The 26405-nt window shown below is 64.6% G+C and carries 25 protein-coding genes and 1 pseudogene; 20 read left to right on the forward strand and 6 right to left on the reverse strand.

The features are described from left to right. Positions 1 to 475 (forward strand): annotated as a pseudogene (locus F6X37_RS14945) (ammonium transporter); the annotation flags it as partial. Between the two features lie 124 nt (positions 476 to 599). Here F6X37_RS14945 and F6X37_RS14950 read toward each other — a convergent pair. Next, positions 600 to 773, reverse strand: a complete 174-nt coding sequence (locus F6X37_RS14950; RefSeq protein WP_184039955.1) for a hypothetical protein — start codon at positions 771 to 773, stop codon at positions 600 to 602. On the opposite strand from F6X37_RS14950, the gene F6X37_RS14955 reads away from it, so the two are divergent. Both F6X37_RS14955 and F6X37_RS14960 read left to right on the forward strand, forming a co-directional pair. After that, positions 750 to 1040, forward strand: coding sequence for a hypothetical protein (locus F6X37_RS14955; RefSeq protein WP_090811592.1), 291 nt, complete (start codon positions 750 to 752; stop codon positions 1038 to 1040). The two genes, F6X37_RS14950 and F6X37_RS14955, sit on opposite strands and share 24 nt — an antisense overlap. Positions 1041 to 1176: 136 nt before the next feature. Further along, positions 1177 to 2343: a porin gene (locus F6X37_RS14960; RefSeq protein WP_187611868.1), complete on the forward strand. Its 1167-nt coding sequence runs from the start codon at positions 1177 to 1179 to the stop codon at positions 2341 to 2343. A 219-nt stretch (positions 2344 to 2562) separates the two neighbouring features. Here the strand turns inward: F6X37_RS14960 and F6X37_RS14965 are convergent, their stop codons facing one another. Both F6X37_RS14965 and F6X37_RS14975 read right to left on the reverse strand, forming a co-directional pair. Next, positions 2563 to 4362 carry a hypothetical protein gene (locus F6X37_RS14965; protein WP_222944846.1) on the reverse strand — a complete coding sequence of 600 codons (1800 nt, stop codon included), beginning with the start codon at positions 4360 to 4362 and terminating at the stop codon, positions 2563 to 2565. 326 nt (positions 4363 to 4688) lie between these two features. Continuing rightward, positions 4689 to 6629 (reverse strand): sigma-54-dependent Fis family transcriptional regulator, encoded by a 1941-nt coding sequence (locus F6X37_RS14975; protein WP_187611871.1) that lies wholly within the window; start codon positions 6627 to 6629, stop codon positions 4689 to 4691. 438 nt (positions 6630 to 7067) lie between these two features. On the opposite strand from F6X37_RS14975, the gene F6X37_RS14980 reads away from it, so the two are divergent. The 6 genes from F6X37_RS14980 (at position 7068) to F6X37_RS15005 (ending at position 14009) form a co-directional block, all read left to right on the forward strand. Next, entirely contained in the window at positions 7068 to 8123 is a 1056-nt protein-coding gene (locus tag F6X37_RS14980) for an ATP-NAD kinase family protein (protein WP_187611872.1), read from the forward strand. 82 nt (positions 8124 to 8205) lie between these two features. Continuing rightward, positions 8206 to 9189, forward strand: a complete 984-nt coding sequence (locus F6X37_RS14985) for a thiamine pyrophosphate-dependent dehydrogenase E1 component subunit alpha (RefSeq protein WP_090811581.1) — start codon at positions 8206 to 8208, stop codon at positions 9187 to 9189. A 136-nt stretch (positions 9190 to 9325) separates the two neighbouring features. Beyond that, the gene (locus tag F6X37_RS14990) at positions 9326 to 10330 is read left to right on the forward strand and encodes an alpha-ketoacid dehydrogenase subunit beta (RefSeq protein WP_187611873.1); all 1005 of its coding nucleotides are present in this window, start codon (positions 9326 to 9328) and stop codon (positions 10328 to 10330) included. A 3-nt stretch (positions 10331 to 10333) separates the two neighbouring features. Continuing rightward, positions 10334 to 11443 carry an acetoin dehydrogenase dihydrolipoyllysine-residue acetyltransferase subunit gene (locus F6X37_RS14995; protein ID WP_187611874.1) on the forward strand — a complete coding sequence of 370 codons (1110 nt, stop codon included), beginning with the start codon at positions 10334 to 10336 and terminating at the stop codon, positions 11441 to 11443. A gap of 5 nt (positions 11444 to 11448) precedes the next feature. Further along, positions 11449 to 12417, forward strand: coding sequence for a lipoyl synthase (gene lipA, locus F6X37_RS15000; protein ID WP_184058842.1), 969 nt, complete (start codon positions 11449 to 11451; stop codon positions 12415 to 12417). Positions 12418 to 12605: 188 nt separating this feature from the next. After that, complete coding sequence (locus F6X37_RS15005) at positions 12606 to 14009, forward strand: DNA-binding protein (protein WP_187611875.1); 1404 nt, start codon at positions 12606 to 12608, stop codon at positions 14007 to 14009. 157 nt (positions 14010 to 14166) lie between these two features. Here the strand turns inward: F6X37_RS15005 and F6X37_RS15010 are convergent, their stop codons facing one another. From F6X37_RS15010 to F6X37_RS15020, 3 genes are all read right to left on the reverse strand, one after another. Continuing rightward, the gene (locus F6X37_RS15010; protein ID WP_187611876.1) at positions 14167 to 15210 is read right to left on the reverse strand and encodes a porin; all 1044 of its coding nucleotides are present in this window, start codon (positions 15208 to 15210) and stop codon (positions 14167 to 14169) included. Positions 15211 to 15359: 149 nt separating this feature from the next. Next, positions 15360 to 16667 (reverse strand): MFS transporter, encoded by a 1308-nt coding sequence (locus tag F6X37_RS15015; protein ID WP_187611877.1) that lies wholly within the window; start codon positions 16665 to 16667, stop codon positions 15360 to 15362. Positions 16668 to 16919: 252 nt separating this feature from the next. Further along, positions 16920 to 17513 (reverse strand): TetR/AcrR family transcriptional regulator, encoded by a 594-nt coding sequence (locus F6X37_RS15020; RefSeq protein ID WP_018422052.1) that lies wholly within the window; start codon positions 17511 to 17513, stop codon positions 16920 to 16922. A 313-nt stretch (positions 17514 to 17826) separates the two neighbouring features. On the opposite strand from F6X37_RS15020, the gene F6X37_RS15025 reads away from it, so the two are divergent. Genes F6X37_RS15025 through F6X37_RS15075 form a run of 11 tightly spaced genes read left to right on the forward strand, consistent with a single transcriptional unit; the run spans position 17827 to position 26398 of the window. Continuing rightward, entirely contained in the window at positions 17827 to 19140 is a 1314-nt protein-coding gene (locus F6X37_RS15025) for an aromatic ring-hydroxylating dioxygenase subunit alpha (RefSeq protein WP_316251970.1), read from the forward strand. A gap of 13 nt (positions 19141 to 19153) precedes the next feature. After that, on the forward strand, positions 19154 to 19561 hold the full coding sequence (locus tag F6X37_RS15030) for a hypothetical protein (RefSeq protein ID WP_184058835.1): 408 nt from the start codon (positions 19154 to 19156) through the stop codon (positions 19559 to 19561). Positions 19562 to 19613: 52 nt separating this feature from the next. Further along, positions 19614 to 20018: a cupin domain-containing protein gene (locus tag F6X37_RS15035; RefSeq protein ID WP_018422048.1), complete on the forward strand. Its 405-nt coding sequence runs from the start codon at positions 19614 to 19616 to the stop codon at positions 20016 to 20018. Positions 20019 to 20030: 12 nt separating this feature from the next. After that, on the forward strand, positions 20031 to 20381 hold the full coding sequence (locus F6X37_RS15040; RefSeq protein WP_187611878.1) for a cupin domain-containing protein: 351 nt from the start codon (positions 20031 to 20033) through the stop codon (positions 20379 to 20381). Between the two features lie 9 nt (positions 20382 to 20390). After that, complete coding sequence (locus F6X37_RS15045; protein WP_187611879.1) at positions 20391 to 21722, forward strand: NAD(P)/FAD-dependent oxidoreductase; 1332 nt, start codon at positions 20391 to 20393, stop codon at positions 21720 to 21722. After that, a complete protein-coding gene (locus F6X37_RS15050; RefSeq protein WP_187611880.1) occupies positions 21719 to 22363 on the forward strand; it encodes a nuclear transport factor 2 family protein in 645 nt (214 codons plus the stop codon). Before F6X37_RS15045 ends, F6X37_RS15050 begins: the two co-directional genes overlap by 4 nt. Further along, positions 22360 to 23229, forward strand: a complete 870-nt coding sequence (locus tag F6X37_RS15055; protein ID WP_184058828.1) for a dihydroorotate dehydrogenase electron transfer subunit — start codon at positions 22360 to 22362, stop codon at positions 23227 to 23229. The genes F6X37_RS15050 and F6X37_RS15055 overlap by 4 nt, the downstream gene beginning before the upstream one ends. Then, entirely contained in the window at positions 23223 to 24161 is a 939-nt protein-coding gene (locus F6X37_RS15060; RefSeq protein WP_018422043.1) for a dihydroorotate dehydrogenase, read from the forward strand. The genes F6X37_RS15055 and F6X37_RS15060 overlap by 7 nt, the downstream gene beginning before the upstream one ends. After that, positions 24158 to 24583: a non-heme iron oxygenase ferredoxin subunit gene (locus F6X37_RS15065; protein ID WP_262419924.1), complete on the forward strand. Its 426-nt coding sequence runs from the start codon at positions 24158 to 24160 to the stop codon at positions 24581 to 24583. The genes F6X37_RS15060 and F6X37_RS15065 overlap by 4 nt, the downstream gene beginning before the upstream one ends. Before the next feature lie 4 nt (positions 24584 to 24587). Then, positions 24588 to 25664 (forward strand): asparaginase, encoded by a 1077-nt coding sequence (locus tag F6X37_RS15070; protein WP_184058826.1) that lies wholly within the window; start codon positions 24588 to 24590, stop codon positions 25662 to 25664. 32 nt (positions 25665 to 25696) lie between these two features. Continuing rightward, complete coding sequence (locus F6X37_RS15075) at positions 25697 to 26398, forward strand: hypothetical protein (protein ID WP_187611881.1); 702 nt, start codon at positions 25697 to 25699, stop codon at positions 26396 to 26398. Positions 26399 to 26405: the final 7 nt, after the last annotated feature.

Genomic DNA, 26405 nt, shown 5'->3' on the forward strand with positions numbered 1-26405 from the left:
CGCGGCGGCGCTCGCGTGGATGTTCGCCGAATGGGCAGCCAAGGGCAAGCCGTCGGTGCTCGGTATCGTGTCAGGCGCGGTCGCGGGTCTGGTGGCGATTACGCCGGCGTCGGGCTTCGTCGGCACGCTCGGGGCGCTCGTGATCGGTATCGTCGCGGGTGTGGTCTGCTTCTGGTCGGCCACGTGGCTCAAGCACAAGCTCGGTTACGACGATTCGCTCGACGCGTTCGGCGTGCACTGCGTGGGCGGGATCGTCGGTGCGCTGCTGACCGGCGTGTTCGCGGTCAAGGATATCGGCGGCGCGGACGGTGACGTGATGCTGCAACTGAAGGGTGTCGCGACGACGCTGATCTACAGCGGGGTGGTCTCGTTTGTTCTGCTCAAGGCAATCGACGCAGTGATGGGGTTGCGTGTCGCCGAGGAAGAAGAGCGCGAAGGACTGGACCTGGTGCTGCATGGCGAGGCGGTCGAATAACGGTTGCGCCGCGGATGGAGCGGGTACGACGGTCACCGCCCCTCCTTTGGGGTGCCGCGTACCTGCCGGCATCGCTGCCCATGCGGGGCAGGGCGCCTGCGTGCCTTGGGTTGGGGCCTGGCGCTTACAGCGGCCAGGCCGCGACAGAAGTCGGAGCACCCTTCGTACTTGAGAGCATGCGGGTGTCTGCCAGGTACGCGCCCGTACTGCCGAAGTTCGGCCAGACGAGCGAGGAGGTCGTGCCGGGTTCGAGCAACCGGATTTCCGCCAGCCGATGAAAAAGAATAATCAGCAGCATGTCGTCGTACTGGTTGTTCTCATATCGCAAATCGCCTTTTTGGCAATGTTCGCATTCGCCGAACCTGTCGTCAGGCATAACAGATGGCTCGCCGCAGGATTCGGATTCGACTTTTTATTCGGGCTGATTCTGTCTGTCGGCTTTGTCGGGATGTGGCGCACGCGCGCCGTCGATTCAGATTTTCTCGGATTTCTTCTGGCCAATCCGGTTGATCTGGCGATCGTGATTGCGACCGCCGGTCAGCTAGTGGCCATTCTGCTTGTTTGATGCGATTGGAAAGCACATTTCGATTTAGAAGCAGCTCGGCGCGAGCTGACCATCCCAGGTGGAATGTCCCGGGATGGAACTCCAATTAAGAAAAAGCTGTTCTATTTTTCTGTAATCGCAAATGGGGCATAAAGACATGAAAAAAACCTTGCTGGCAATTGGGGTCCTCGGCGCATTTTCGGTTTCCGCGTATGCGCAAAACAGCGTGACCCTGTACGGTCTTATCGACACGGGACTCATCTATACCAACAACCAGGCCGGTCATAGCAATTGGCAAATGGCGACCAGCTCCACGCAGAATACGGTGTTTGGCCTCAAGGGTACCGAAGATCTGGGAGGTGGTGTTCGTACGATCTTCAAACTCGAGCAGGGCTTCAATCTAAACAACGGTAGCCAGGCCTTTCCGGGTGACGCCTTCGGTTCTCAGGCCTGGGTCGGGTTGCAAAGCGACAATCTCGGCACCGTGACGTTGGGCCGCCAGTTCGATGTGCTGAACGACCAGCTCGGACCGATCACCGCGGGGAGCAACACGTGGGGTGGCAACCTCGCCGCACACCCGTTCGAGAACGACAACCTGGCGGCTGATTCGGTGGTCGTCAACAACTCGGTCAAGTATGTGAGCCCGACCTATGCCGGCGTGACGTTCGAAGGCATGTATTCGTTCAGCAACAAGGCGGGAGGATTCGCTGACAATCGCGCGTACGGCTTTAGCGTAGGTTATGCGCAGGGCCCAGTGAATCTTGCTGGCGGGTACCTGCAGTTCAATAACGCAGGCGGTGGCGTATCGGCCACGAATCCGAATGGGGCAATCGCGCAGGGCGACGGCAGCGCGAACTTCATCGCGGAGCGCCAGCGTATCTGGGGCGCCGGCGGCAATTACACGTTCGGCCCCGCGACTGTCGGATTCGTGTGGAGCCATACTCAGATCGACAACATGGCGGGCGTCATCTCGCTGGGCCTCGGCAGCTATCTGCCGCTTGGCGGCAATCTGCGATTGGACAATTACGAGGTGAACGCACACTACTCGGTGACGTCTGCGTGGAGCGTATCCGGTGCCTATACGTTCACTGACGGTGCTTACAACCAGGGGGCCACGAAGGCCTCTCCAAAATGGAATTCGGTCATGCTGCAGACCGACTATTCGTTGAGCAAGCGTACCGACGTGTACCTGGAAGGCGTCTATCAGCATGTTCATGGCGCGCCGGCGGATTCCGTGCTCGCAGATGCGATGATCAATACCCTCTCGCCATCGTCGACGGGCACGCAGGTCGCGGTCACCGCGGGACTGCGACACCAGTTCTGATCTTCTGATTGCACGAATCGTGCGCTGTAGCGATGCGGCTGTGGGCATAACTTGATGCACGGACACAGCCGCGTTGCAACAGAGGTCGCCTGACTCTCGCAACTCGTCGCCCCGGGCTACGAGACCTATCGCGGTCTCGGCCGGGACGGGTTATCCGTCAACGTCTCACGCAGGTCGGATCGACCGTAGGCAGCGCGCGGACTCAGCGAGTGCGGACGCTCAGCTATCGGGATGGCTCGCGACAAAACTCGCGAACGCATTGTACGGAAGCCCAAGCGCCGTGCCGTTGATCATCAGACCGTAAGTTGCGTCCCCGCTATCGAGCTCGTAATACATCGCCGATTGAATGTTCTTCGTCTTTCTCGCCTGATAGTAAGTGAGCAGGCGCGACGTGATGTAGTTGGCCCGGTACGCCTCGGTCTTCTCCGGTCCTGTGTTCCATTCCGAGATCACGAAGGGGACGCCATATCGGGCCTTGCAATAGGTGGGCAAATCGAAGCCCGGGCCGGACCCGTCGGAGCCGATATCGAAGATGTCGCCGTACACCTCGTAGTTGTGCCACGTAGTCAAGTCCCACCTGACGGTCGGATGGCCGCTCGTGCCATCGGGCTGCTTGCCATCCCACAGAGCGTCGGATGCGCCGGTGTCCGCGACGCAAAAGTTGACGCCGCATTTAGCATCCGCCTGCACCGACTTGACCCCGTCGATCATGCCGCGCATCACGCCGCGCATCAGCGGCCAGTTCGCATTGTTGAAGTCGACGACACTCGTTCCTGCGCTGGTGGAGTCGAGAATGATCCCGTTCGCGCGCGTCAGTTCGTTGCCGCATTCATACAGGGTCACGCCGTGGGGTTGCAACGCCGTCGCGACAGTTACCGCGCAATCGAAGCCGCGTGTGTAGGCGGTCGATTCGCTCGTGAACAGGTTGCCGTTACCGTCGTAGATGCCGGCATCGATCAGCACGAAAAGGGTCAAGCCCGCTGGCTGGAATGCTTGTGCCAACGCCACGACCGCGGCGAGTTGCGGTGCGTAGTCGGTACAGCTGAGCCGGTACGTCGAGCAGCCCAGGGCTTGCATGATCGACACGAGCTGCGACGTGGAATACAAATAATCGTAATGCCCGTTGATACCGTGAAACGAGCCGGCCGGCGCCGCGGTCGCGATGCGCGGATCGTTGCACGGCAACCATTCATCCGCGTCGGCGCACACGTGGAACTGACCGCCGGTCGATTGCGCCCAGAACTTGCCGCCGTACCACAGCAGAAGCGCAGCATTCGACATCGTGCCGACGGCACTCCGATTGCGGTACACGACACCGTTCACGACGGTCCATATCGCGCCGACCTTGTCGATCAGATACGACGCGGGCGGGATCATGGTGCCGTCGACGGAGGTGCCGCCCAAACGTGGGTCATTGCACGACTGCCATCCCGAACCATTCCATCCGTAAAATTGGCCGCCGGTTCCCTCGTGATAGATCGTACCCCCGTACCAGAGTATCAACGAGACGTTGTAGGTGTTGCCCGCCGCGACACCGTTCCTGTAGACAGATCCGCCGACCAGGGTCCACGACGCGTTCTGACTGTCGATAATCACCGTCGCCGGGGGGATGGTCGTGTTCTGTGGCGAAGCGTTCGATGTGTTGCCGGGTGACCCCGAGTTCGGGTCCGATGGAGCGCCAGAACTGTCGCCCGAGGTCGAGCCGGACGTACCGGTGGACGCTGTTCCAGTCGAGGCGGTCGACGACGAGCCGTTCGCCACCGTCGTCGTGCCGCCAGTCGAAGTCGTAGTACCGGAACTGGTCGTGCCCGTCGAGGTCGCGATACCGGAGGTTGCCGTGCCCGTAGAGGGTGCCGCCGTCGTGCTCGACGGGTTCGTGGAATTGCCCGTGGAAGAGCCGCCGGCATCCGCAGTACCGCTATCACCACCACCACCACCACCACCGCCGCCGCACGCGCTCAATACGACGCTTCCGCCGAGCGCAGTGAGACAACCAAGAAATTGACGTCGCGCAATCATGACAATAGCGCGAGCTGCCGCGAGGCGGCCCGCAAGGAATCCGGAGAGAAGTTGGGGAGTCCTTCGGGTCGCGAGTGCGTCGCGTGAGCCGCTCAGGACATTCGATGCGCGCTCGTGGGTGGTCTCGCGTTGCGACCGATCACTGAGTCCGGCAAGTCATGCCTGTCTGTCGGCACAAACTGCGCATGGGAGCAGGGTTGTGCCGAAATAAAATCTTTTCGCTCGCGATGGACGAACCGCGAAAAGATTTCACTCTGCGGGTGAGGGCGTGGGAATCGGACGCTGTCTGCACAGTGGCAGACTCAGACGGGCGATCGCGATGCCGCTTATGTGCGATGCGGCCCGACGATGCCCAGCCGCGCGATGCGCCGGTACAGCGTCGCGCGCGATATGCCTAATGCCAGCGCGGCGGCGTTAGGCCGCCACTGGCAACGCGTGAGTGCCGCGACGATCCGTGCCCGCTCGTCGTCGGCGCTGGCCGGCGACGTGGAGTTCGCCGCGAGCGCCGGCGTGACGGCGGGCGCGAGTTGCGCCGCGAAGTCCGGCGACACGTGCCGCAACTCGACGCGAGCCGAATCGCAGACCGCGCACGCATAGCGCAGCACGTTGCGCAGTTGCCGGATGTTGCCGGGCCACGAAAAAGCGGCAAGACGCCCGGCGAATTGCGGATCGAGCATCAGCACATGCGTGGCCGCCTGGGCTTCCTCGTTGAACACCGTATCGATCACATCGCGGATATCGGTGCGCTCGCGCAGCGGCGGTATGCGCAGCGTCGCGCCGCTCAGGCGATAGTAGAGATCTTCGCGGAACGATCCAGCTTCGACCATCTGCATCGGATCGCGGTGCGTCGCGCAGATCACGTCGATATCGACGCGCACCGGCGTATCGCCGCCAAGCGGCACCACTTCGCCCTCGGCGAGTACACGCAGCAGGCGTGTTTGCAGGCCGAGCGGCATGTCGCCGATTTCGTCGAGAAACAGCGTGCCGCCATGCGCGAGGGCGATCTTGCCGCGCGCGCCGCGACTGCGCGCGCCGGTGAACGCGCCAGGCGCATAACCGAACAGCTCGCTCTCGATCAGCGGCTCCGGAATCGCGCCGCAATTCACGGCGACGAACGGCCGCGTGCGCCGCGAACCCGAGTCGTGCACCGCGCGCGCGAACACCTCCTTGCCGACACCGGTTTCGCCGAGCAGCAGAACCGGGAGCCGCTTGCCGGCGATCCGCAATGCGACTTGCGCGTTGCGCGCGATCCGTTCGTCCGAGCTGTGCAAAAAGCGGCTCATCGCGCCGATGCTGCTGTCCGCATGCGGATCGGCCGGCCGTGTCGCGAGGAGCGGGCGAGCCGCGCGTCTCATCGGCGCGCGAATGCGTGCATACAGCATCGCGCCGGTCGCGCGCAGCCGCAGCGCCACGATCATGTCGGTGCGCGCGACGTCGTGCAGACGGACCTCGGACGTGTCGAATATCTCGTCGATGTGACGCGGCCCGTCGAGCCCCGCGATGCTCTCGTGCGCCTTGCGGTTCGCGGCGGCGATGTTGCCGCATTCGTCGAATGCGATCAGTGCTTCGGGCTGCGCTTCGACGAAATGGCGGCTTTGATGGCCGAACAGGATCCAGTGCTGCGCGGTCTGATTCAGAAAGTAGCCATCCTCGATCAAACTCGCGCTTTGCCGCACCAGCTGAAAAACCAGCCCTTGGCTGTCGCGGTTGTCGGGCGATCGAATCGCCGATGCATCGAGCACGCCGATCAATTCGCCGGTCGGCGCGAAGATCGGCGAAGCGCTGCACGTGAGCGTCGTGAACGCGGCCCGGAAGTGATCGGTCTTGTGCACGGTGATCGGCGCGAGATCGGTGAGTACGTTCGCGATGCCGCAGGTGCCTTCTTCGCGCTCGGACCAGCACGAGCCGATATACAGCCCCGCATGCTTGAAATCGTTGCGCCGGTCGCGGTCGATCCGATAGTCGATCGTGACGCCGTGCGCGTCGGACAGCATCACGCAATAGTCGGCGACACGAATCATTTCGTGCAGCCGCGTCAGGCACTGGCCCGAGGCGCGCAGAAAGGCTTCCTCCTTGCCCTGGACTTCGCGCAGTTCGGCGGACGTCAGCACGCGCGGGCCGATCACCGAACTGGGGTCGAGCCGGTACTGCTCGTACGAACGTTGCCACGACGACACGAGGCGCGACGAATTGGCAGGGGCCGGCAAGCGTCCTTCGATGGCCCCGCGTACGCGATCGACGTGCTGCGTTTGAGAAACATAGGGCATGGCCGGCTCCAGGCGAGCGGCACCGAGTAGGGCGCGTCCCTGTCTTGTAGCACATCCACACTGAGCGATCACATTGCGGCGCAGCACGTCAGGGGCGTGAGACGAACGTCTCAGAGACGAGTGAGACGCTGGTCGCATCGAGCAAACCCTTGTCTGGCGCGGTACCGCGCAAGCGTCGCGACGTGCTGTGAGCCGCGCACCACGTCGCGGGACGGGCCCGTGAGACACAGTGAACTGCGCGGCGCAGGTCCGATGAAAGCGGCCGCGACCGTCCGACCTCCGCGTCCACCCTGTGAATACGGCGCTTTCGGCGCGTACGCACGACGCGCAAGCAACTGGCCCGACCTTTGCAGTATCGCTGGCAGACAAGCAAACGCGAAAGCAAGCGCGCTTCATCACAGCAAGTCGCTTCGCTACTCGCGCACAGGAGACAAGCCAGTGTCATCACCCATCACCGTCGGCGTGATCGCGAACCCGGCATCGGGCCGTGATATTCGACGCCTCACCACGCACGCTTCGGTGTTTCCGACCGCCGAGAAGGCGAACATGGTCGTGCGCCTGCTCGCGGGCCTCGGCATGCTCGGCGTCGCTCGCGTGCTGACCTTGCGCGACCGGACCGGTGTCGCTGCACTGGTACTGCGTGCGCTTGAAACGCACGCCGCCGTGGCCGAGCCGCAGCCTTGGCCGACCGTCGAATTTCTCGAACTGCCGATCACGGACAGCGCGGCCGACACCCATGCGGGTGTCGCGCGGATGGTCGGGTTGGGTGTCGATCTGATCGCGGTGCTCGGCGGCGACGGCACGCATCGCGCGGTTGCCGCGCATTGCGGCGAGGTGCCGCTGCTGACGCTGTCGACGGGTACCAACAACGCGTTTCCGGAACTGCGCGAAGCGACGGTGGCGGGCCTCGCGGGCGCGCTCGCCGCTTCGGGGCTCGTGCCGCCCGAGGTCGCGCTGACGCGCAACAAGCGTCTCGTGGTCCGTTGCGTCGCGGGCCCGAACAAGGGGCGCGAGGAAATCGCGCTGGTCGATGTGTGCCTGAGCCGGCAGCGTTTCGTCGGTGCGCGCGCCGTCTGCGAGCCGGCTGATATCGAAGCGCTGTTTCTGACCTTCGCGGCGCCGGATGGTATCGGCCTGTCGTCGATCGGCGGCGCGTGGGCGCCGGTCGAGCGCGGCGCGCCGTACGGGCTGCATCTGAGGTTCGCGCGCGCGGGCGAATCCGGCGTGCCGATCTTCGCGCCGCTCGCGCCGGGCCGTGTCGATCGGGTGACGATGCGCACCTGCGAGCGCTTCGAAGCGGGCTGCTGGACGCCGCTGCATACCGAACAAGGGACGCTCGCCTTCGACGGCGAGCGCGAGATCGAGCTCGAACGCGACGACCGCTACGAGATCGCGCTCGACTGGGCGGGACCGCTGACCGTCGATGTCGGCCGCACGCTGCGCTATTGCGCGTCGCGGCAGTTGATGCGCGAAGCGGCGGCACGTCGGAGGTAATCAACTCAGGAGGAAGCGAACGCCTGAAGCACAGCTGGCTGAAGTAGCAGTGACCATCGAGATCATTCCCTGGAGACACACCATGTCTGTATCGACGCAGTTGAGCAAGGAAAAGCTGCTGGAAGCGTACCGGATGATGCGCACGATCCGCGAGTTCGAGGAGCGCCTGCACGTCGAATTCGCCACCGGCGAGATACCCGGCTTCGTGCATCTGTATGCCGGCGAGGAAGCGTCGGCGGTCGGCACGATGATGCATCTGAACGACGCGGACTATGTCGCCACCACGCACCGTGGTCATGGCCACTGCATCGCGAAGGGCGTCGACGTGCCCGGCATGATGGCCGAAATCTACGGCCGTAGCACCGGCGTGTGCCGCGGCAAGGGCGGCTCGATGCATATCGCCGATCTGTCGAAAGGGATGCTCGGCGCCAACGGGATCGTCGGCGCGGGCGGTCCGCTCGTGTGCGGCGCCGCACTCGCCGCGAAGCTCAGGAAGACCGGCGGCGTCGGCGTGTGCTTCTTCGGCGACGGTGCGTCGAACCAGGGCGTGATCTTCGAATCGATGAATCTCGCTTCCGTCTGGCGCCTGCCGGCGATCTTCGTCGCGGAAAACAACGGCTATGCGGAGGCGACCTCGTCGACGTGGTCGGTCGCGGCCGACAACATCGCCGACCGCGCGAGCGGCTTTGGCATGCCCGGCGTGATCGTCGACGGCTTCGATTTCTTCGCGGTGCACGAGGCGCTCGGCGCCGCGATCGAGCGGGCGCGCGGCGGCGGTGGCCCGACGCTCGTCGAAGTGAAGCTGTCGCGCTATTTCGGTCACTTCGAGGGCGATGCGCAAACGTATCGCGCGCCCGGCGAAGTGCAGAAGCTGCGCGACGAAAAAGACTGCCTGAAGCGTTTCGAGGAGCGCGTGGTGCGCGCCGAAATGCTCAGCGCGGACGAACTGCGCGGCATCGATGCCAAGGTGAAGCAGCTGATCGACGGCGCGGTGACGGAAGCGAAGGCCGCGCCTCTGCCGACGGCCGCCGACCTGCTGACCGACGTCTACGTGTCCTATCCGTAACCCGCGGCGCGAAACCATTCAACCTTCAGCTTTGCAAGGGATCGGAATAAGTGCGTTGCATGGGACCAGAGTAAGCGCTAATGCGCCAACTCTGTTCGACAGCTAAAGCGCTAACTCCGATCGACAGGAGACAGTCATGGCAAGGAAGATCACGTTTTCTCAGGCGATCAACGAAGCGCTGAGCCAGGAGATGGCGCGCGACGAAACCGTCATCGTGATGGGCGAGGACAACGCGGGTGGCGCCGGGTCCCCAGGTGAACAGGATGCGTGGGGCGGTGTGCTCGGCGTGACGAAAGGACTCTTTCACAAGTTTCCGGGGCGCGTGCTCGACACGCCGTTGTCCGAAGGCGGCTTCATCGGTGCCGCGGTCGGCGCGGCCGCATGCGGCATGCGGCCGGTCGCCGAGCTGATGTTCATCGATTTCATGGGCGTGTGCTTCGACCAGATCTTCAATCAGGCCGCGAAGTTTCGCTATATGTTCGGCGGCAAGGCGCTGACGCCAGTCGTGATCCGCACGATGCAGGGCGCTGGCCTGCGCGCGGCCGCGCAGCACTCGCAGATGCTGACGTCGATGTTCACCCATATCCCCGGCCTGAAAGTGGTGTGCCCGTCGACGCCGTACGACGCGAAGGGCCTGTTGATCCAGGCGATTCGCGACAACGACCCGGTCATCTTCTGCGAGCACAAGCTGCTGTATGGCCGCGAGGGCGACGTGCCGGAAGAGTCGTATGCGATTCCGTTCGGCGAAGCGAACGTGGTGCGCGAAGGCGACGACGCAACCATCGTGACCTATGGCCGGATGGTTCACCACGCGACGGATGCCGGCGAAAAGCTCGCGAAGGAGGGCATCCAGGCCGAGGTGATCGATTTGCGCACGACCTCCCCGCTCGACGAGGAAACGATCCTGGAAAGCGCCGAGCGCACCGGGCGCGTCGTCGTGGTCGACGAGGCGAATCCGCGCTGCTCGATTGCGACCGATATCGCCGCGCTGGTCGCGCAGCGCGCGTTCCATTCGCTGAAGGCGCCGATCGAACTCGTGACCGCGCCGCATACGCCCGCGCCTTTCGCAGGCGTGCTCGAAGATCTGTATATCCCGTCGGCCGAGAACATCGCCGTGGCCGTGCGGAAAGTAAGGAGCTGAGCAATGCCGATTCACATGATCACGATGCCCAAGTGGGGGCTGTCGATGGAGCAGGGACAGGTCAACGGCTGGCTGAAGGAGGTCGGCGAAAAAGTCGCGAAGGGCGACGAGATACTCGATGTCGAGACCGACAAGATTTCGTCGGGCGTCGAGTGCGCTTTCGACGGCACGCTGCGCAGGCAGATCGCGCAGCCGGGCGACACGCTGCCGATCGGCGCGCTGCTCGGCGTCGTCGCCGACGAAGCGAGCTCCGAGGCCGATATCGATGCGGCGGTCGAGGCGTTCCAGCGCGACTTCGTGCCGGCCACCGCGGACACGGCGGAGGCCGGACCGCAGCCGCAAAAGGCGCAGATCGGCGGGCGCACCGTGCGTTACCTGAAGATCGGCGACGGCGGCACGCCCGCGGTGCTGATCCACGGTTTCGGCGGCGATCTGAACAACTGGCTCTTCAATCATGCGGATCTCGCCGCGCACCGCGCCGTGTGGGCGCTCGATCTGCCGGGGCATGGCGAGTCGGGCAAGGCGGTCGACACGGGCAGCCTCGACGAACTGGCCGACAGCGTAATCGCGTTTCTCGACGACCGGGGCATCGAGCGCGCGCATCTCGTCGGCCATTCGATGGGTGGCGCCGTGTCGATGACGCTCGCCGCGAAGGCGCCCGAACGCGTCGCGTCGCTGGCATTGATCGCGGGCGCGGGGCTCGGCGACGAGATCAATCGCGAGTACATCGAAGGATTCGTCGAGGGCAGCAGCCGCAACGCGCTGAAGCCGCATCTGGTGAAGCTTTTTGCCGACGGGTCGCTGGTCACGCGGCAACTGATCGAAGACATCGTGAAGTACAAGCGGCTCGAAGGCGTGAACGACGCGCTGCGCAAGATTGCCGCGTCCGCGTTCGAAGGCGGGGTGCAAAGCCGCGTCTATCGCGAGCGGCTCGACACGCTCGCGCCTCGCACGCTGGTGATCTGGGGCGCGCAGGACCAGATCATTCCGGCCGCGCACGCGCAGGGGCTGCCCGCTCAGGTGCGTGTGCACGTGATCGACGGCAAAGGACACATGGTGCAGATGGAGGCCGCATCGGAGGTGAACCGCCTGCTCAACGAGTTCTTCGGATAACCGCGATGGACGCCGCTCCTCATACCGACAGCCTCACGGCGCTTGGCCAGCATGGCAAGCGCAACCGCGACAAGCTCGCCCGCATTCCCGTGAAGATCGTGCCGGCGGACGATTCGACCGTATTGCCGAAGCCGCCCTGGCTGCACGCGCGGCCGATGATGAGCGAAACCGTCGCGGGCATGGCGGCGGTGCTGCGCGAGCACAGCTTGCATTCGGTCTGCGAGGAGGCGATGTGTCCGAACATCGGCGAGTGTTTCGCGCAGCGCACCGCGACATTCATGATCATGGGAGGGATCTGCACGCGGCGCTGTGCGTTCTGCGACGTCGCGCACGGACGGCCGCAAGCGCTCGACGACGACGAGCCCGCGCGGCTTGCCGACGCCGTCGCGGCGCTCGGGCTGCGCTACGTCGTGATTACATCGGTGGACCGCGACGATCTGCGCGACGGCGGCGCCGCGCACTTCGCGCGTTGTATTGCGCTCGTGCGCGAGCGCGTGCCGGGCATTCGCGTGGAAATCCTGACGCCGGATTTTCGCGGGCGAATCGACCGCGCGCTCGATGCTCTGTCCGTGGCGTGGCCAGACGTTTTTAATCACAACATCGAGACGGTGCCGTCGCTGTACCGGGCGGCGCGGGCAGGCGCGGACTACCTCGGTTCGCTCGAACTGCTATCGCGCGCGAAACGCCAGAACGCGGCGGTGTTGACCAAATCCGGCCTGATGGCCGGGCTCGGCGAGACCGACAGCGAACTGCTCGCGACGATGCGCGATCTGCGTGCCCATGACGTCGACGTGCTGACGATCGGCCAGTATCTCGCGCCGTCGCGGTTTCACATGGCGGTGCGGCGATACGTGCCGCCCGCGACGTTCGACATGCTACGCGACGAAGGTTTGAAGATGGGGTTCATGGAAGTGGTGTCGGGACCGCTCGTGCGTTCGTCGTATCACGCGGATCGGATCGCCGGAAAGCTCTGAATGCATGTGCGCCGGACCTTTGGCGGCGCAATCCGATGAATACCTCCCCGTAACCTCGGCTTTTCGAACGATTGACCGCCGGGAAACTACTCGACAATTCGTAGGTATGCGAGGCGAGTCCCAGCGCGGGGTCGCTTCCCGAACGACGAAACGGTATTCGTCACCACGTGCACTTTGTCGAGGCAGGCATGTCAAGCAACATTACGATCACGGACGAACTCGTCGCTGAAATCGCAAACCGGTTGGCCGAAGAAGGCGAGAAGGTGTCTCCGGTAGCCATCTGGTCCGAAGTCCATACAGGCTCGGTGGTCGCGGTGGCAGCGGCATTGCGCAAGTGGCGTGAAACGCGCGCCCCGCGGGTGCCGCAGGTCGTCGAACGTCCGGCTTTGCCGGAGACCGTGACCGACACCATGCGCGATGCGCTCGACCGGCTATGGAGCTCAGCGCAGGACGAAGCGGAACGCGCGGTGGCGCGACGCCTCGCCGCGATGCGCCAGCGCGTCGAGGACGCCAGCAACGAGCGCGACGACGCGCTCGCGGAACTGCAAACCACCGTCCAGGAACTCGATGCGCTGCAAGTCCAACTGGATAAGATGACGAGCGCCTACGAGGAGAAAGTCGACGCAGTAGCCGGTCTCGAAGAGGACATTGCGCTCGCCGTGCAACGGACCGACGCGGCGGAGAAGCGCGCGCAGGAACTTGCTGAGCGCGTTTCGCTCCTCGAAGCGGAACTGCAGAGCGCGGAACTGGCCGCGGAGCGCCGAGCGCTTTCGCACGAGGAGACCGACGCCGCGGGCGAGGGCGAGGTGGCGAACGAGTCGGCTGGGTCAGTCGTCGAAACGCCGGCCGACGAAACGGAGCGTGCGGCGCTGGAAGCGGCGCATTCCGAAGCGGTCGCTCGTCTTCAAAGCGAGCTCGAAGCGATTCGCGCGGAGCTGCAGGCCGAGCAGGAAGCGCACGCGGCCCGCCGGGAAGAGGTCGCGGGCGCGCAGGCTGAACGGAATGCCGCCGCACTTGAATTGCAGAATGTCCAGACGCGGATCGCCAGCCTGACCGATGAGCGCGATGCGGGCGCCTCCGAAATCGCGAGACTGTCGGCCAGCTTGTCCGAGGCGCAGGCGCGTGCCGACGCGGAGCAGCAGCGCGCGGCCGAACTGGCCGAAAGCTCGGTGGCGAGCGAGAACGTCGCGGGCCTGGAGTCGGCGTCGCCGGTGACTGCCGACTCTCAGCAGCTCGAGGCATTGAAGGCGCAGATGACGCGCGACGCGGACGCGCATGCTGCCGCAATTGCCGAAGCGCGGGAGACCGTCAGGAAATGGTCCGACTACTCGAACGCACTGAAGCAGCAACTGGCTCAGGCGAATGAAAAAATGGTCGTCGTCCTTGCCCGCGGCGCGGGTGAAGCGACATTGAGCCGCCGGCTTGCCGCTGAACTGGGCCAGATCAAGCCAGAGCATGAATTGCTGCGCAAGGAGATTCAGCAGCAGGTGCTCGTCGAAACGATCAGCGCTCAACTCGAGAAACAAGGCTACCGCTACGACGAGAAGACGGGTGCGGTGTCGAAGCTGAACACCGAAACCTCGCCAGCGTGACGGGATCGTCGATGGGATGGCGGCAGCGCCGATCGATTTTCTCTGTGCGCGGGAAGCCGGTGCCGTCGCATCGCGATGCGACCGTTCTCCCAGGTCGTTACCGGTGCACCCATATGCGACTTGCTGTCGTCGATCGAAGCACCGGTCGCAAGCTCAGTCAGAAGAAGTGCTGTACGCCAATGCGCACCGACGCCTGATCGCTGCGCGACGACGGCGACAACGAGAGCAGCGCCGCTTGCGCGCCGCCGCCCGCGTGCTGATAGGTCAGCTCGGCGTAGAGCATGGTGCGCACCGAAAGGTGATACAGGTTCGAGAGACCGGCGGTCGTGTAGGTCTTTCCGTCGAACCACGTGCGGTAGCCGCCGAGCAGCACGGTGTCGAATGGCGTGACGTTCCAGTCCACGCCTAACTCAGTTGTCGTGGCACGCGTTGAATCCGTATCGCTGGCGATTTTCACCGTATCGACGACAGCGTGAAACGCCCATTGGCGATTGGGTATATACGTGCCGGCCACACCGAAGATCTCGGTATTGCGCGCCTTGAATGGCGTGCCGCCGGTAAGGTCCTGACCGAGGAAACTGGCGTAGCCAAGCGACGTATTGAAGGCGTACGACTTGTTGCGGGTGTCGCTGTATACCGCGCCCAGTTGCAGCGCCGAGGACTTGTAGAGGAGCGCGCCGCCTACATAGCGGCCCTGTCCCGTCGAAGGATCGGTGAAGCCGTACATCGCGCGCGCCGACACTCCATGCCACGGATTGCTTGCGTACTTCACCGTGTTGTTCACGGGGGTGACCGCATCGTTGTCGATGTTGGCGGGGCGGTACAGCAAGTAGTTGTACTGGACAGCGCCGTTCGCGTTGGGCAGAAGCACATCGTCGGTCAGATCCCACTGCCTGCCGAGTGTGAGCGTGCCCCAACGGTTGTCGGAAAGCCCGACGAAGGCCTTGCGGCTGAACAGTACGCCCGAAGTCGCGAAAGCGCCCGTATTCGAGAAGAAACCGTTCTCCAGCTGGAATACGGCTTTCGATCCACCCCCTAGATCTTCCGAGCCTTTGAAGCCGAACTGGTCGGGCACGCTGATCGGCCCCATGACGACTTGCGAGCTTCCCTTCGCATTGGTCACGTAGCCAACGCCTTCATCGATGCTGCCGTACAGCGTGACGCTGCTTTGCGCATGTGCGGACGATGCTGTCACACCCATGCACAACATCAGACAACTCAACGAAACGTAAGGGGTACTGATTGCGGATGCGAAAGGATTAGGTAACGGTCTCATGCCGATCGCAGGTAGGGGAAAAGAAGGAGGAGGAGATCAGGTCGCAGGCCGGTTTGCACCGGCTCTGCGGCGTGTCATGCGTGGCGCGGCCTGCACAGAGCGATGGCGAGCGCGGCGACGAGGGCCGATGCGGCGAAGGCGATGAAATTCAGGCGCACGTCGAGATGCGACGCGGCGAACCACGCGCCGAGCATCGGCCCCGCCATCGCGCCGATCCGGCCTATGCCGACTGCCCAGCCCGTCGCGCTCGCTCGTGCGAACGGCCGGTAGAAGCTTGCGATATAGCCGAGCTGCACCATCGCCACCCCGATACTGCCCAACCCGGCGAGCGCCACCAGCGCGTAGTTCGTGAACACGCCGCCCCTCACCGTCAGTCCGCAGATCGCGAGCGCGCCGATCACGTAGCCGCCGACGATCGTCTTGCGCGGGCCGAGCCGATCACCGACGCGGCCGATCAGAATGCCGCCGATCGCCGAGGAGAGCATGAAGACCGCCAGAAACGACAGGCTCGAGCCGAGGTCGTAGCCGAGCTTGCGCATCAGTTGCGGCAGCCAGGTGCCGAGCCCGTAGATCACGAGTACCGCGGCGACTTGCGCGAGCCACAGACAAAGCGTCGACCACCAGTTGCCGTGCGAGAACACCTCGCCGAACACGACGCGCAGCGAAGGCTTGGCCACCGCCTCGACGGGAATGCTGTCGAGCGACGCGATCGACAGGCCGAGCCGTTGCGCGAGCTCATCGGCCTCGCGTCGCTTGCCGCTCGCCATCAGATAGGCGAGCGACTCGGGCAGCAGCTTGATCAGCACGGGAAGGGCGAGCAGCGGCAACGCGCCTACCGCGACGACGAAGCGCCAGCCATGCGACGCGAGAAACGCCATCCCGATCACAGCGGAAACCAACGCTCCGATCGCGTAGCCTGAATACATGATGGCGAAATTGAGGTTGCGCCTGGGCGCCGGCGAGTATTCGACCGTGAGCGCCGCCGCCGCGGAAATGACGCCGCCGAGGCCGAGTCCACCGATGAAGCGCATCACGCTGAAAATGAACGGCGTGGGCGCAACGGCCGCACCCAGCATCGACAGCGAGAACAGCGCCACGCACGCAATCAGCAGACGTTTGCGGCCCATCAGGTCGGTCAGAACGCTGATGAAGTACGAGCCGAACAGCGTGCCGAACAGCGCCGCGCTACTCATCGCGCCGACTTCGATCGGCGTGAGCTTCCACACCGGGTCGGCGAGCATCGACGGAACGATAGTGCCCATGACGCCGATGTCATAGCCTTCGGTCACGATCGTAAGGAAACAAAGGGCCAGCACGCGGCGCGTGGTGCGCGCGGGCGGGTCGAGTGCGAGTGCGAGAGGACTTTCGGAGATGGCCGCCATGGGATGACTTTTTCGAACGAACTACCGGAAAGATCAGGCAAGCACGATGCCAGTCCCTCGTGGATGACCTCGTGGCCGAAAGCGCGGATCACGTGTCTATCCGCGCTTTGTGCGGCTTGCCCGCCCGGCGCAGGCGGAAGCTGTTGTCTGCGCTCGAATACAGAATGACATTCTATTTTCGAGGCGTCAAAGATTTCAAAATAAATTTAGGCGTGGTTCGGGAAAATCCTGGGTCGAGGCCGCGTCGCCTGCTCAGCTTACGTCATGTCGCGGCGCCTCGCCCAATAGCAGCGTGGTCATGAGCGCGGTGATGCGCTGGATGTCGCGGTGATCGCCGATACGCTGATTGATCACGAAGCCGTCGAACGCCATCCAGATCACGTGAGCGAACAGGTCGCCGCCGAGGGCCGCGACGCGCTCGGCGGGCAGCGCGTCTTTGAGGAGCTGCGTGAGGAAATTCTCGACCGATACGAGCAGATTGTTCGGTTTCGCGAGACCCGCGGGCGCGCTCGCGAGTGCGTCGATCAACGAGTTCGCGAAGGCGTTGTCGGCGGCCGGGATGTCGTCCCAGATGCCCGCCAGGATGCGCTCGATCTTTCTGCGCGGACCGTTGAGCAACGCCACTTCGCTGCGCAGCCGATGCAATTGCTCGATCAGCCAGGGCTCGTAGATTTCATAAAGGATGACGAGCTTGGAGTCGAAGTAGACATACAGGTTGGCGACCGTGGTGCCCGCGAGACGGGCGATTTCGGTCATCGTCGTGGCTGAATAACCCTTTTCACTGAAGGCGTTGAACGCGGCCGTCAAAATGGCTTCCCGCTTGACGGCTTTTTTGATTTGCGGCACTTGAGGGCTCTCTATCGGAAGGGCGGTGGTCGGTTCGGGGCATTCTATCAAGCCGCCACGCCCACGCCGGTGCGTGTCGGACGCTGCCGACCGCGACTTCCATTTCGATACAGCCTTGCTGCTGAAAGAGCCTGCGTGCGGCTTGCGCAATCAACTCATGCTTCCCGTGTTTCATTACATCGCACCTGTTCGGATTCGCGCGGACATGCCCCCGCGTTTCGCGAAATCAACAAAAGACACTTGACGATCAAAATTTTTCAAAACAGAATACCATTCATTAATAAACGACATTCGTTTTTGAGGTGAAGCTATCGTGTCCACGACCTTGCTGTCCCCCGAAGTCCCCGCGCCGGCAGGCACGCTGACCGGCCGGTATCCCGAACTCGGCTCCGGTCCGATCCCGGTCGAGCCGTACATTTCGCCGGAGTACTACGAGCGCGAGAAGCAACACATCTTCAAGAAGACGTGGCTGCAGGTCGGTCGGGTGGAGGAGATTCCGAAGCCGGGCGACTACTTCGTGAAGGACCTCGCCGCGTGCGACACGTCGATCATCGTGGTGCGCAATCGTCAGGGCGAGATCCGCGCCATGCACAACGTGTGCGCGCACCGCATGAACGAAATCGTCTACGACAAGTGCGGCAACACCCGCAAATTCTTCTGCAAGTTTCATGGCTGGGCGTACGACCTCGACGGCAAACTCACGGGTGTGCCCGACGAGAAGTGCTTCTTCGGTCTCGATCGCGAGCAGTTCGGCCTCTCGCGTGTGGCGTGCGAAGTGTGGCAAGGCTTCATCTTCGTGAACATGGACCCGAATCCGCCGGTCTCGCTCGCGGATTACATGAGGCCGATGTTCGGCGACATCGAGGGCTATCCGTTCGATAAGCTCACCGCTGGCTTCGGCTGGCAAACGGTCGTCAACTGCAACTGGAAGCTCGCGCTCGACGCGTTCCAGGAGGCGTATCACGTCGCCTATGTGCACGGCAATTCGATCGCGGACGCGATCGACAAAAGCGACAACGAAAGCATGCCGCCGCTCGACGCGCTGTGCGGCGAATTTCATCGGCGGCTCTCGCTGGCGGGCAACCAGAAGTCCGTCTATGGCAACCCGAAGGCGGTGACCGAGGGCGGCGCGGCCGCGCAGAACGCGTTGTCCGAGCAGGGACATAAACGCCCGATCGCGGCGGCGGCATTGCGCGCGGGCATCGGCAGCGCGAAGCACGCGTTTGCGCTCGACGCGCTGCCGTCAGGCGTGAACTGGACAAGGAGCCCGAACTGGCTGTTCGACATGAACATCGTGTTCCCGGACTTTTACGTTTCGCTGCGTCCGAACTATTGCCAGGCGTACAACTTCCGTCCGATCTCGCACAACCAGACGCTCGTCGACGCACGCGTGTACTACCCCGAAATGACGACGCCCGGCGGCCGCTTCTTCCTCGAATACATGAAAGTCGCGCTGCGCGACGTGCTGCTCGAAGACTTCAGCACGCTCGAACGCACGCAACGCGCGGCCGAAACGGGCGCGAAAAAAGTGATGGTGTTGCAGGACAACGAACTGCTGGTGCGCCACGCGTATCACGTCGTCGAACGGATGCTGGCGCAAGGCGTCGCGGCCGGTGCGACGGTTTAACCAGGAATCGAACATGAGCACCGCAATGCCTACCCAGCCGGTCAATTTCGTCAGCAGAAAAGCGCCCGTCGCCCGCACGTTGCCCGCGGGTTTCGAGTCGCTCGCGCCGTTCGTCGACATCTGGGCGCTCGAGACCGAAACCGCACGCAACGCGCAACGCCACGCGGTCGGCATGGAAGCCATTCTTGCGTTTCGCGACGCGATCCTGCCGCAGGTCGACGACGTCGTCGCATATCTGAACGGCTACGCGCTCGCGACGCTCGACGAGCATCCCGAAGCGATGACCTTGATGTACCTGCTGCTGTCGCTGGCCGAGATCGCGCCTGCAATCGAGTTCTATAACCAGCCGGCCGTCATCGACGGATACGAGTCCGCGCGTTTTCGCGCCGACGAGACTTTTGTCATGCGTCCGCTGCCCTGAGCGTTGACGCGATCGGCCGGTGCGTCCGGTCTGAACCTGAAGGAGACAGCAAATGGCGAAATGCCGCGTGTTTGGCATCGATCACGGCCTGAAGACCGTGGTCGAAAACGGCCTGTACATGAAGACGATGATCGGCGCGACGATGAGTGTTGCGGTGATCAAGTTCGTCGAGCAGGAGGGTACGAATCTGCCCGCGAAGGCGCACGATCACGGCGAGGAAGCGTCGCTGCAGGTGCTCGGTTCGTGCTCGATCTTCGAGGTGCGGCCGGACACGCCCGACGTCGAGCGCACGCTCGCCCAAGGCGACGCGATGATCATTCCCGCAGGCCTCAGTCACTACGGCAAGAACTGCTACGGCGCGCAAGGCGTGAGCATGCGCTTGAACGTGGTATCGCCGCCGCGCGCGGAATATGGCGCGCAGGACGACACGCCGTATTACCCGCTCGCCAATCGATGATGAGGGATGCAAATGAATAATCGCGCTGACAATCTGGCCGGCGACATCGCGCAATGCACGGCAGTTCAGGCAGGTGAGCGCTGGCGCGATCCGCACGCGGAGAGCCAAACGGTGCGCGCGCAAGGCGCGCTGTTGAGCACGGAGTTCGCGGTGTTCGAGCCGAGCGAAGTGCGCGACGAGGTAGCGGGAGCGCGCGGCGAGGAAGTCGTCGCGATTCTCGAAGGCCAGTTCGATATCGATGCGGCCGGCGAGCATTACCGGCTCGTCGCGGGCGAGGCGATCCTGATTCCGCCGCGCGAGCCGCGTCGCTTTACGTGCATCGGCGCCAAGGGCGTGCTGTATCGCGCCGGGACCAGTGTGTGAGATCCAATCATGAAGCACGATCCATTTGAACCGGATGATGTGAAGCACGTCGTCGTCGTCGGCGCGGGCCATGCTGGCGGACGCGTCGTGCAGCATCTCGTGTCGCTGGGCTTCGCGGGGCGCATCACGCTCGTAGGCGACGAGCGTCATCCGCCCTACGAGCGGCCCGCGCTCTCGAAGGAATGGCTGACGAGCGAAACCGAGCCGACGCTCGCGGCGTCGCCGCTCGTTCTGGCGCCCGCAGCGTTCTGGGAGCCGTCGGCGTTGCGCGATGCGCGCATCGACCGCCTGCACGAACGTGCGGTCGCGCTCGATGCGACTGAGCGCGTGCTGACACTCGCGAGCGGCACCCAGGTGCGGTTCGATCGCCTGGTCGTGGCGACGGGCGGCGCGCCGCGCGACGGCGCGATTCCCGGCGCGAACCGGCCCGGCGTACACCTGCTGCGCACGGTCGACGATAGCCTCGCGCTGCGCCGCGCGCTGCGCGAGAGCCGTGGCCTCGCCATCATCGGGGCAGGCGTGATCGGCATGGAAGTGGCGTCGTCGGCGCTCGAGCTTGGCGTGCCGGTGACGGTGCTCGAAGCGGGCGAGCGCGTGCTCGCCCGCTGCCTGTCCCCCGTGATGTCCGAGTGGCTGCTGCGCGAGCATCGTGCGCGCGGCGTGCGGGTGGAACTGGGGGTCGCGGTCGAGTCGATCGCGGACGCAGCGCAAGCGGCGCAACTTGCCACCGACGGCACGCGCTATGTCGTGCGTTGCAAACTCGTCGATACCGCGCAAACGCGATCACGCGAAGCCTTCGACGTCGCCGCCGACACGATCCTGATCGCGATCGGCGTCGATTGCGCGCCGGCGTTTCTCGCGGGCACGGGGCTCGCGGGACGCCAGGGAGTCGACGTCGACGAAACCTGCCGCAGTCCGCATGCGCCGTGGCTTTACGCGGTCGGCGACGTCGCGCATGTGCTCGATGGCGAGAGCGAGCGCGGTGGTCTGCGTCAGGAAACGTGGCGCAATGCCGAGAACCAGGCGCTCGCGGTCGCGCAGACCCTGATCGGCCGCGCGCAGGCGTATCGCGAACCGCCATGGATGTGGACCGATCAGCTCGGCAACAACATCCAGGTCGTCGGCCAGCCCGATCCGCGCGACGAGGTCGTGCTGCGCGGCGAACCGGGCGCTGGACCCTGCGCGGCGCTGAGCATGCGCGACGGTCGCATCGTCGCGGGTGTGCTCGTCAACGCGGGCCGTGAGCGGCGCTTCCTCGAAAAGCTTGTCGCCAGCGCGATGCCCGTGGACGTCGCGCGCCTCGCGGACCCCGGCACGTCGCTCAAGGAGCTTGCCGGATGAGCGCGATTTCGATGGGAATGGCCGACGCACGTACCCGCAACGACACGCCCACATACAGCGGCGCGCAGATGGCAGCGCTTGCGGCACGCGTCGAACGGCTCGAAGCGATCGAAGCGATTCGCGCACTCAAGGCGCACTACGGCGCGCTCGCCGACGCGAAGTACGGTGGCGACTACCGCAAGCTCGACCGCGAAGCGCTCGCGGACATCGCACGCCAGCAAGCGGCCTGCTTCACCGGCGATGCCGTCTGGGCGGGCGGCAACGGTTTCGGCGGCGACCTCGTCGGACGTGAAGCGATCGAGCGCTGGTTTCTCGATTCGCCGTGGCGCTTCGCGATGCACTACTACGTCAGCGAGACGCTCAAGGTGGATGTCGCGCGCGGCGTGGCGCAGGCGAACTGGCGGCTGATGCAGGTGGCGCTGCGCGAGGACGCGGACACGCGCGCAGGCGCGGTGTGGCTGGGCGCGGTCACGACCGAACACTACCGGCGCGACGCGGCGAGCGACCTCTGGTTGATCAGTTACATGAAATTCGAAGCGCTCCACATGATGACCCTGGCGGATGGGCCGCTGCCGATCGCCAGCAATTTCGCGGACCTCGACGCGCTGCGCGTCGACCGCACCGAGGACAATCAGTCATGACAGAAGTCATTGCGTCGCCCTGCGCGACCCATACGGATTCTTGCCGCGGTACTGTCGCGCTCGATATCGCCGAGCACGCGTGCCGCGTGCTGCAGAACATACCCGTCAACGCGGAGTATCGTCACATGATCGTCGCCGCGCCGATCGGGGCCGCGCTCGCGCAACCGGGCCAGTTCTTCCATCTCGCGTGCCCGCCGGGCGCCGCGGGCACGTCGTTTCTGCGGCGGCCGATGAGCGTCTACGGCGCCGATCCGCTGCGGCACACCGTCGAGTTTCTCTACAAGGTGCAGGGTATCGGCACGCAAGGGCTGGCGACGTTGCGGCCAGGCGACACGCTCGATGCGCTCGGACCGCTCGGTCGTGGCTTCGAATTGCCTGAAGAGACGCGCCATGTCTTGCTGCTGGCGCGCGGCGTAGGCCTTGCGACGCTCGCGCCACTCGCGGCGCATGCCACCGCGCGGGGCGCGTGCGTGAGCGCCGTGCTAAGCGCGCGCAGCCAGGCCGTGGTGATGTCCGCCGAGCGTTTGCGCGTGGCGGGCGCGACGGTTCATATCGTCACCGACGAAGACGGCAGCAGCGATCCCGCGCGCGTCGAAGCGCAACTCGAAGCGCTGCACGCCGAAGCGCCGTTCGACTTCCTGTCCACCTGCGGCTCGAACCGGCTTCTGATGCTGCTCCAGAAGCTCGGCAAGTCGTGGGGCGTGGCGGGACAAACCGCGATCGAGCAGCACATGGGTTGCGGAATCGGCTCGTGCTATGCGTGCGTGCGTCCATTCCGCGCGCATGCCGATTCCGACCGTCTGACCTTCCGGCGCGTGTGCTGGGAGGGCCCCGTGTTCGATTTGCAGGAAACGACATCATGGTAGATCTGAGCGTCAAGGTGGGCGGACTCACGCTCGCCAATCCCGTCATGCCCGCGTCCGGCACTTTCGCGGACGGCAACGCGCGCGTGTTCGATCTCAATTGCCTCGGCGCGATCGTCACCAAGACGATCACCGCCGACATTCGCGAAGGCGTACCGCCGCCGCGGGTCGCCGAGTTCAAGGACGCGACGCTGTTTTCGATCGGTATTCCGAGCAAGGGCGCCGACTATTACATCAATACGACGGTGCCGTTCTACCAGCGTTATACGCCGCCGATCGTGGGCAGCATCTCCGCGAATTCGGCGGCCGAGTTCGGCGAGCTGGCGGGGCGCATCGGTACGAGCGGCATTGCGGCGATCGAGGCGAACGTGTCGTGTCCGAACCTGAAAAAGAACGGCAAGGCGTTCGGCATGGACCCCGAGGCGACGTATCAGGTCGTGCGCGCGATGAAGTCGAGCACCCGCGTCCCCGTGTGGGTCAAGATGACGCCGAACGCCGGCAACCTGGTCGAAGTCGCGCTCGCCGCGCAAGCCGCCGGCGCCGATGCACTGGTGTGCTGCAACGCGATTCTGGCGATGGCGATCGACGTGCGGACCTTCAGGCCGCGCGTCGCGAACGTGATGGGTGGCCTGACCGGCGCCGCGACCAGGCCGATTCTGCTGCGCATGGCCCACCAGTGCGCCGAGGCCGTCGAGATTCCCGTGATCGGCTGCGGCGGCATCAGCACGGCGGAAGACGCGATCGAGTTCATGCTCGCGGGCTGCGCAGCGGTCCAGGTCGGCACCGCCAACTTCATTACGCCGAACGCGATGCCGCGCGTGATCGATGGGCTGCGTGCGTTCTGCGAGCAGCGCGGTCTCGCGCGCGTCGCGGACCTGATCGGCGCGATGCAGCGTCATGACGTGATCAATCTGCAAAAGGACTATGCGCTATGAAGGTCATTCCTATTGCCTCGGTATGCGGGCGCACGGTTCGCGCGCCTGCGCACGCGGCTGAGGCGGCGCTCGCGAGCGGCGGGGCGCCGGCGCTATCGATGGCCGCCGACGCGTGGCATCTGGTCGGCGAGCTCGATCGGTGTTTTGACGGTAACGATTGTCTGGGCGTGACGATCGACACCGTGAAGGTCGGCTTGTTTCGCGTCGCCGGCGAAATCCATGCGCTCGACGATATCTGCACGCACGGCAACGCGTTGCTGAGCGAGGGCCTGCTCGACGGTCACGAGATCGAATGTCCGTTGCACGCTGGCCTCGTCGACGTGCGCACGGGCAAGGGCACGACCGCGCCGATCGTGCGCGATACGCGGCGCCATGAGGTCCGGATCGACGGCGGCAATCTCTACGTTCGGCTGCGCCGCTGAGACGATGAGCTTTTTATCGACTGCAACCAAAACCGCGCGCGGGCCGAAAATCGCCGTGATCGGTACGGGCGGCACATTTGCGATGCACGCGCGTGGCCCGTTCGACTGGGTCGAGTATTCGGAAAGCGGCGTCGTGCATCCGCTCGACACCCTGCTCGCGACGCTCGGCGAGCTCGCGCCCGACGTCGAACTGCTACCCGTCACGTTTCGCAGCCTCGGCAGCGTGGCGATCCAGCCGGCGGACTGGGTGGAACTCGCTCGGCTGATACGGCACACGGCGCTCGCCGATCCGTCCATCACAGGGTTCATCGTGACCCACGGAACGGCGACGCTCGAAGAAACCGCGTGGTTCCTGCAACTCGTGCTCGACATCGCGCGGCCGGTGATCGTCACGGGAGCGCAGAGGCCCGCAAACACCGCGGGCAGCGACGTGCTCGCGAACCTGCGCGGCGCGATTGCGGCAGCGCGCGATCCGCTGAGCGCGGCACACGGCGTGCTGGTCGCGATGGACGGCTGGCTGTTCTCGCCGCGCGACGTGACCAAGGCGGCCAGTTTCGAACTGAACGCGTTCGAGTCGCCGGGCTACGGTCCGCTCGCGCGCATCGAACCCGACGCGCGTATTGCGTGGCGGCGCGGTGCGATTGCGACGCGTCGCGGTAGCGAATCCGCATGGTTCTCACGAGCGCTGCTGGAAGCGGATGCGCCATTCGCGCTGCCGCGCGTCGATATCGCGATCTCGTATGCGGGTGCCGACGGTGTGGCGATCGACGCGCTGGTCGCGGCAGGCAGCGCCGGCATCATCAGCGCGGGACTGGTGCCGGGACGGCCGGCGGCAGCCGAGGCGGCCGCATATCGCAAGGCGGTTGAGGCCGGTGTCGTGGTCGTGCAATCGAGCCGCGCGGCGCGTGGCGTGGTGCCGCCTCAGGCGTTTCTGGCACGCGACGGCGTAGTCGCGGGCGGCGATCTCGCGCCGCACAAGTTGCGCATCGCGTTGATGCTCGCACTCACGTTCGATGGCGATTCGCGAGCCGATTTCGCGCAACGGCGCGAACGCATTCAAACCATTCTGCTCGCGTTGTGAACGCTTTGGCACGCAAGGAGGCATTTCGAATCATGCAGTTCTCTTACCTCGTGACCTGGGTGCATCCGGACCCGGCGGCATGCATCAGCGCCGACGACCTCGAACGCATCGCCGCGATCGTCAACTCGACGCCCGCGCTGCGCCGCTCCCGCCTTTACACGCCGGAATCCGCCGACGATTACTACACGCGGGACGGCGCGTCGCCGATCTTCGCGATGCAACTCGACTACGCCTCGGTGTTCGATCTCGAAGCGCCGATCGCGGCAGGCGGCCATTTGCAGGCGCTCGCCGCGGCCAATCTCGCGAGCCTCGCCGGATGCCGCGTGGAGCAGCAGGCGATGCTGCGCCGTCCGTTTCCGGTGGCCGATGCCGACGCGCGCGTGCCAGCAGGCAGCCTGCCATGCCAGTTCCTCGTGCACTACCCGGGCCACGCGCTCGACTTCGACGAATGGATCAACTACTACCTCACGCATCATCCGCAGATCATGTTCGACTTTCCGGGCGTGCGCGAGATCGAGATTTTCACGCGCATCGACTGGCTCGACGCGATGCCATGGACACGCGTGCACTACATGCAGCGCAACAAGCTGATGTTCGACAGCGCACGGGCGATCACCGAGGCGATGCACTCGCCGGTGCGCCACGCGATGCGGCAGGACTTCGAACGATTTCCGCCGTTCGAGGGCAGCAACATCCATCATCCGATGGCGGCGCGCACGACCTTCTTCGACTAACGCAATT

This window comes from Paraburkholderia sp. 31.1, assembly GCF_014397645.1.
Lineage (GTDB): Bacteria > Pseudomonadota > Gammaproteobacteria > Burkholderiales > Burkholderiaceae > Paraburkholderia > Paraburkholderia tuberum.

What these genes read in the sequence shown, in the direction of transcription:
- F6X37_RS14955 (WP_090811592.1), top strand. Translation starts at nt 750, where the DNA reads ATGAAAAAGAATAATCAGCAGCATGTCGTCGTACTGGTTGTTCTCATA.
- F6X37_RS14950 (WP_184039955.1), bottom strand. Translation starts at nt 773, where the DNA reads ATGCTGCTGATTATTCTTTTTCATCGGCTGGCGGAAATCCGGTTGCTC.
- F6X37_RS14960 (WP_187611868.1), top strand. Translation starts at nt 1,177, where the DNA reads ATGAAAAAAACCTTGCTGGCAATTGGGGTCCTCGGCGCATTTTCGGTT.
- F6X37_RS14965 (WP_222944846.1), bottom strand. Translation starts at nt 4,362, where the DNA reads ATGATTGCGCGACGTCAATTTCTTGGTTGTCTCACTGCGCTCGGCGGA.
- F6X37_RS14975 (WP_187611871.1), bottom strand. Translation starts at nt 6,629, where the DNA reads ATGCCCTATGTTTCTCAAACGCAGCACGTCGATCGCGTACGCGGGGCC.
- F6X37_RS14985 (WP_090811581.1), top strand. Translation starts at nt 8,206, where the DNA reads ATGTCTGTATCGACGCAGTTGAGCAAGGAAAAGCTGCTGGAAGCGTAC.
- F6X37_RS14990 (WP_187611873.1), top strand. Translation starts at nt 9,326, where the DNA reads ATGGCAAGGAAGATCACGTTTTCTCAGGCGATCAACGAAGCGCTGAGC.
- F6X37_RS14995 (WP_187611874.1), top strand. Translation starts at nt 10,334, where the DNA reads ATGCCGATTCACATGATCACGATGCCCAAGTGGGGGCTGTCGATGGAG.
- lipA (WP_184058842.1), top strand. Translation starts at nt 11,449, where the DNA reads ATGGACGCCGCTCCTCATACCGACAGCCTCACGGCGCTTGGCCAGCAT.
- F6X37_RS15005 (WP_187611875.1), top strand. Translation starts at nt 12,606, where the DNA reads ATGTCAAGCAACATTACGATCACGGACGAACTCGTCGCTGAAATCGCA.
- F6X37_RS15010 (WP_187611876.1), bottom strand. Translation starts at nt 15,210, where the DNA reads ATGGGTGTGACAGCATCGTCCGCACATGCGCAAAGCAGCGTCACGCTG.
- F6X37_RS15015 (WP_187611877.1), bottom strand. Translation starts at nt 16,667, where the DNA reads ATGGCGGCCATCTCCGAAAGTCCTCTCGCACTCGCACTCGACCCGCCC.
- F6X37_RS15030 (WP_184058835.1), top strand. Translation starts at nt 19,154, where the DNA reads ATGAGCACCGCAATGCCTACCCAGCCGGTCAATTTCGTCAGCAGAAAA.
- F6X37_RS15035 (WP_018422048.1), top strand. Translation starts at nt 19,614, where the DNA reads ATGGCGAAATGCCGCGTGTTTGGCATCGATCACGGCCTGAAGACCGTG.
- F6X37_RS15040 (WP_187611878.1), top strand. Translation starts at nt 20,031, where the DNA reads ATGAATAATCGCGCTGACAATCTGGCCGGCGACATCGCGCAATGCACG.
- F6X37_RS15045 (WP_187611879.1), top strand. Translation starts at nt 20,391, where the DNA reads ATGAAGCACGATCCATTTGAACCGGATGATGTGAAGCACGTCGTCGTC.
- F6X37_RS15050 (WP_187611880.1), top strand. Translation starts at nt 21,719, where the DNA reads ATGAGCGCGATTTCGATGGGAATGGCCGACGCACGTACCCGCAACGAC.
- F6X37_RS15055 (WP_184058828.1), top strand. Translation starts at nt 22,360, where the DNA reads ATGACAGAAGTCATTGCGTCGCCCTGCGCGACCCATACGGATTCTTGC.
- F6X37_RS15060 (WP_018422043.1), top strand. Translation starts at nt 23,223, where the DNA reads ATGGTAGATCTGAGCGTCAAGGTGGGCGGACTCACGCTCGCCAATCCC.
- F6X37_RS15065 (WP_262419924.1), top strand. Translation starts at nt 24,158, where the DNA reads ATGAAGGTCATTCCTATTGCCTCGGTATGCGGGCGCACGGTTCGCGCG.
- F6X37_RS15070 (WP_184058826.1), top strand. Translation starts at nt 24,588, where the DNA reads ATGAGCTTTTTATCGACTGCAACCAAAACCGCGCGCGGGCCGAAAATC.
- F6X37_RS15075 (WP_187611881.1), top strand. Translation starts at nt 25,697, where the DNA reads ATGCAGTTCTCTTACCTCGTGACCTGGGTGCATCCGGACCCGGCGGCA.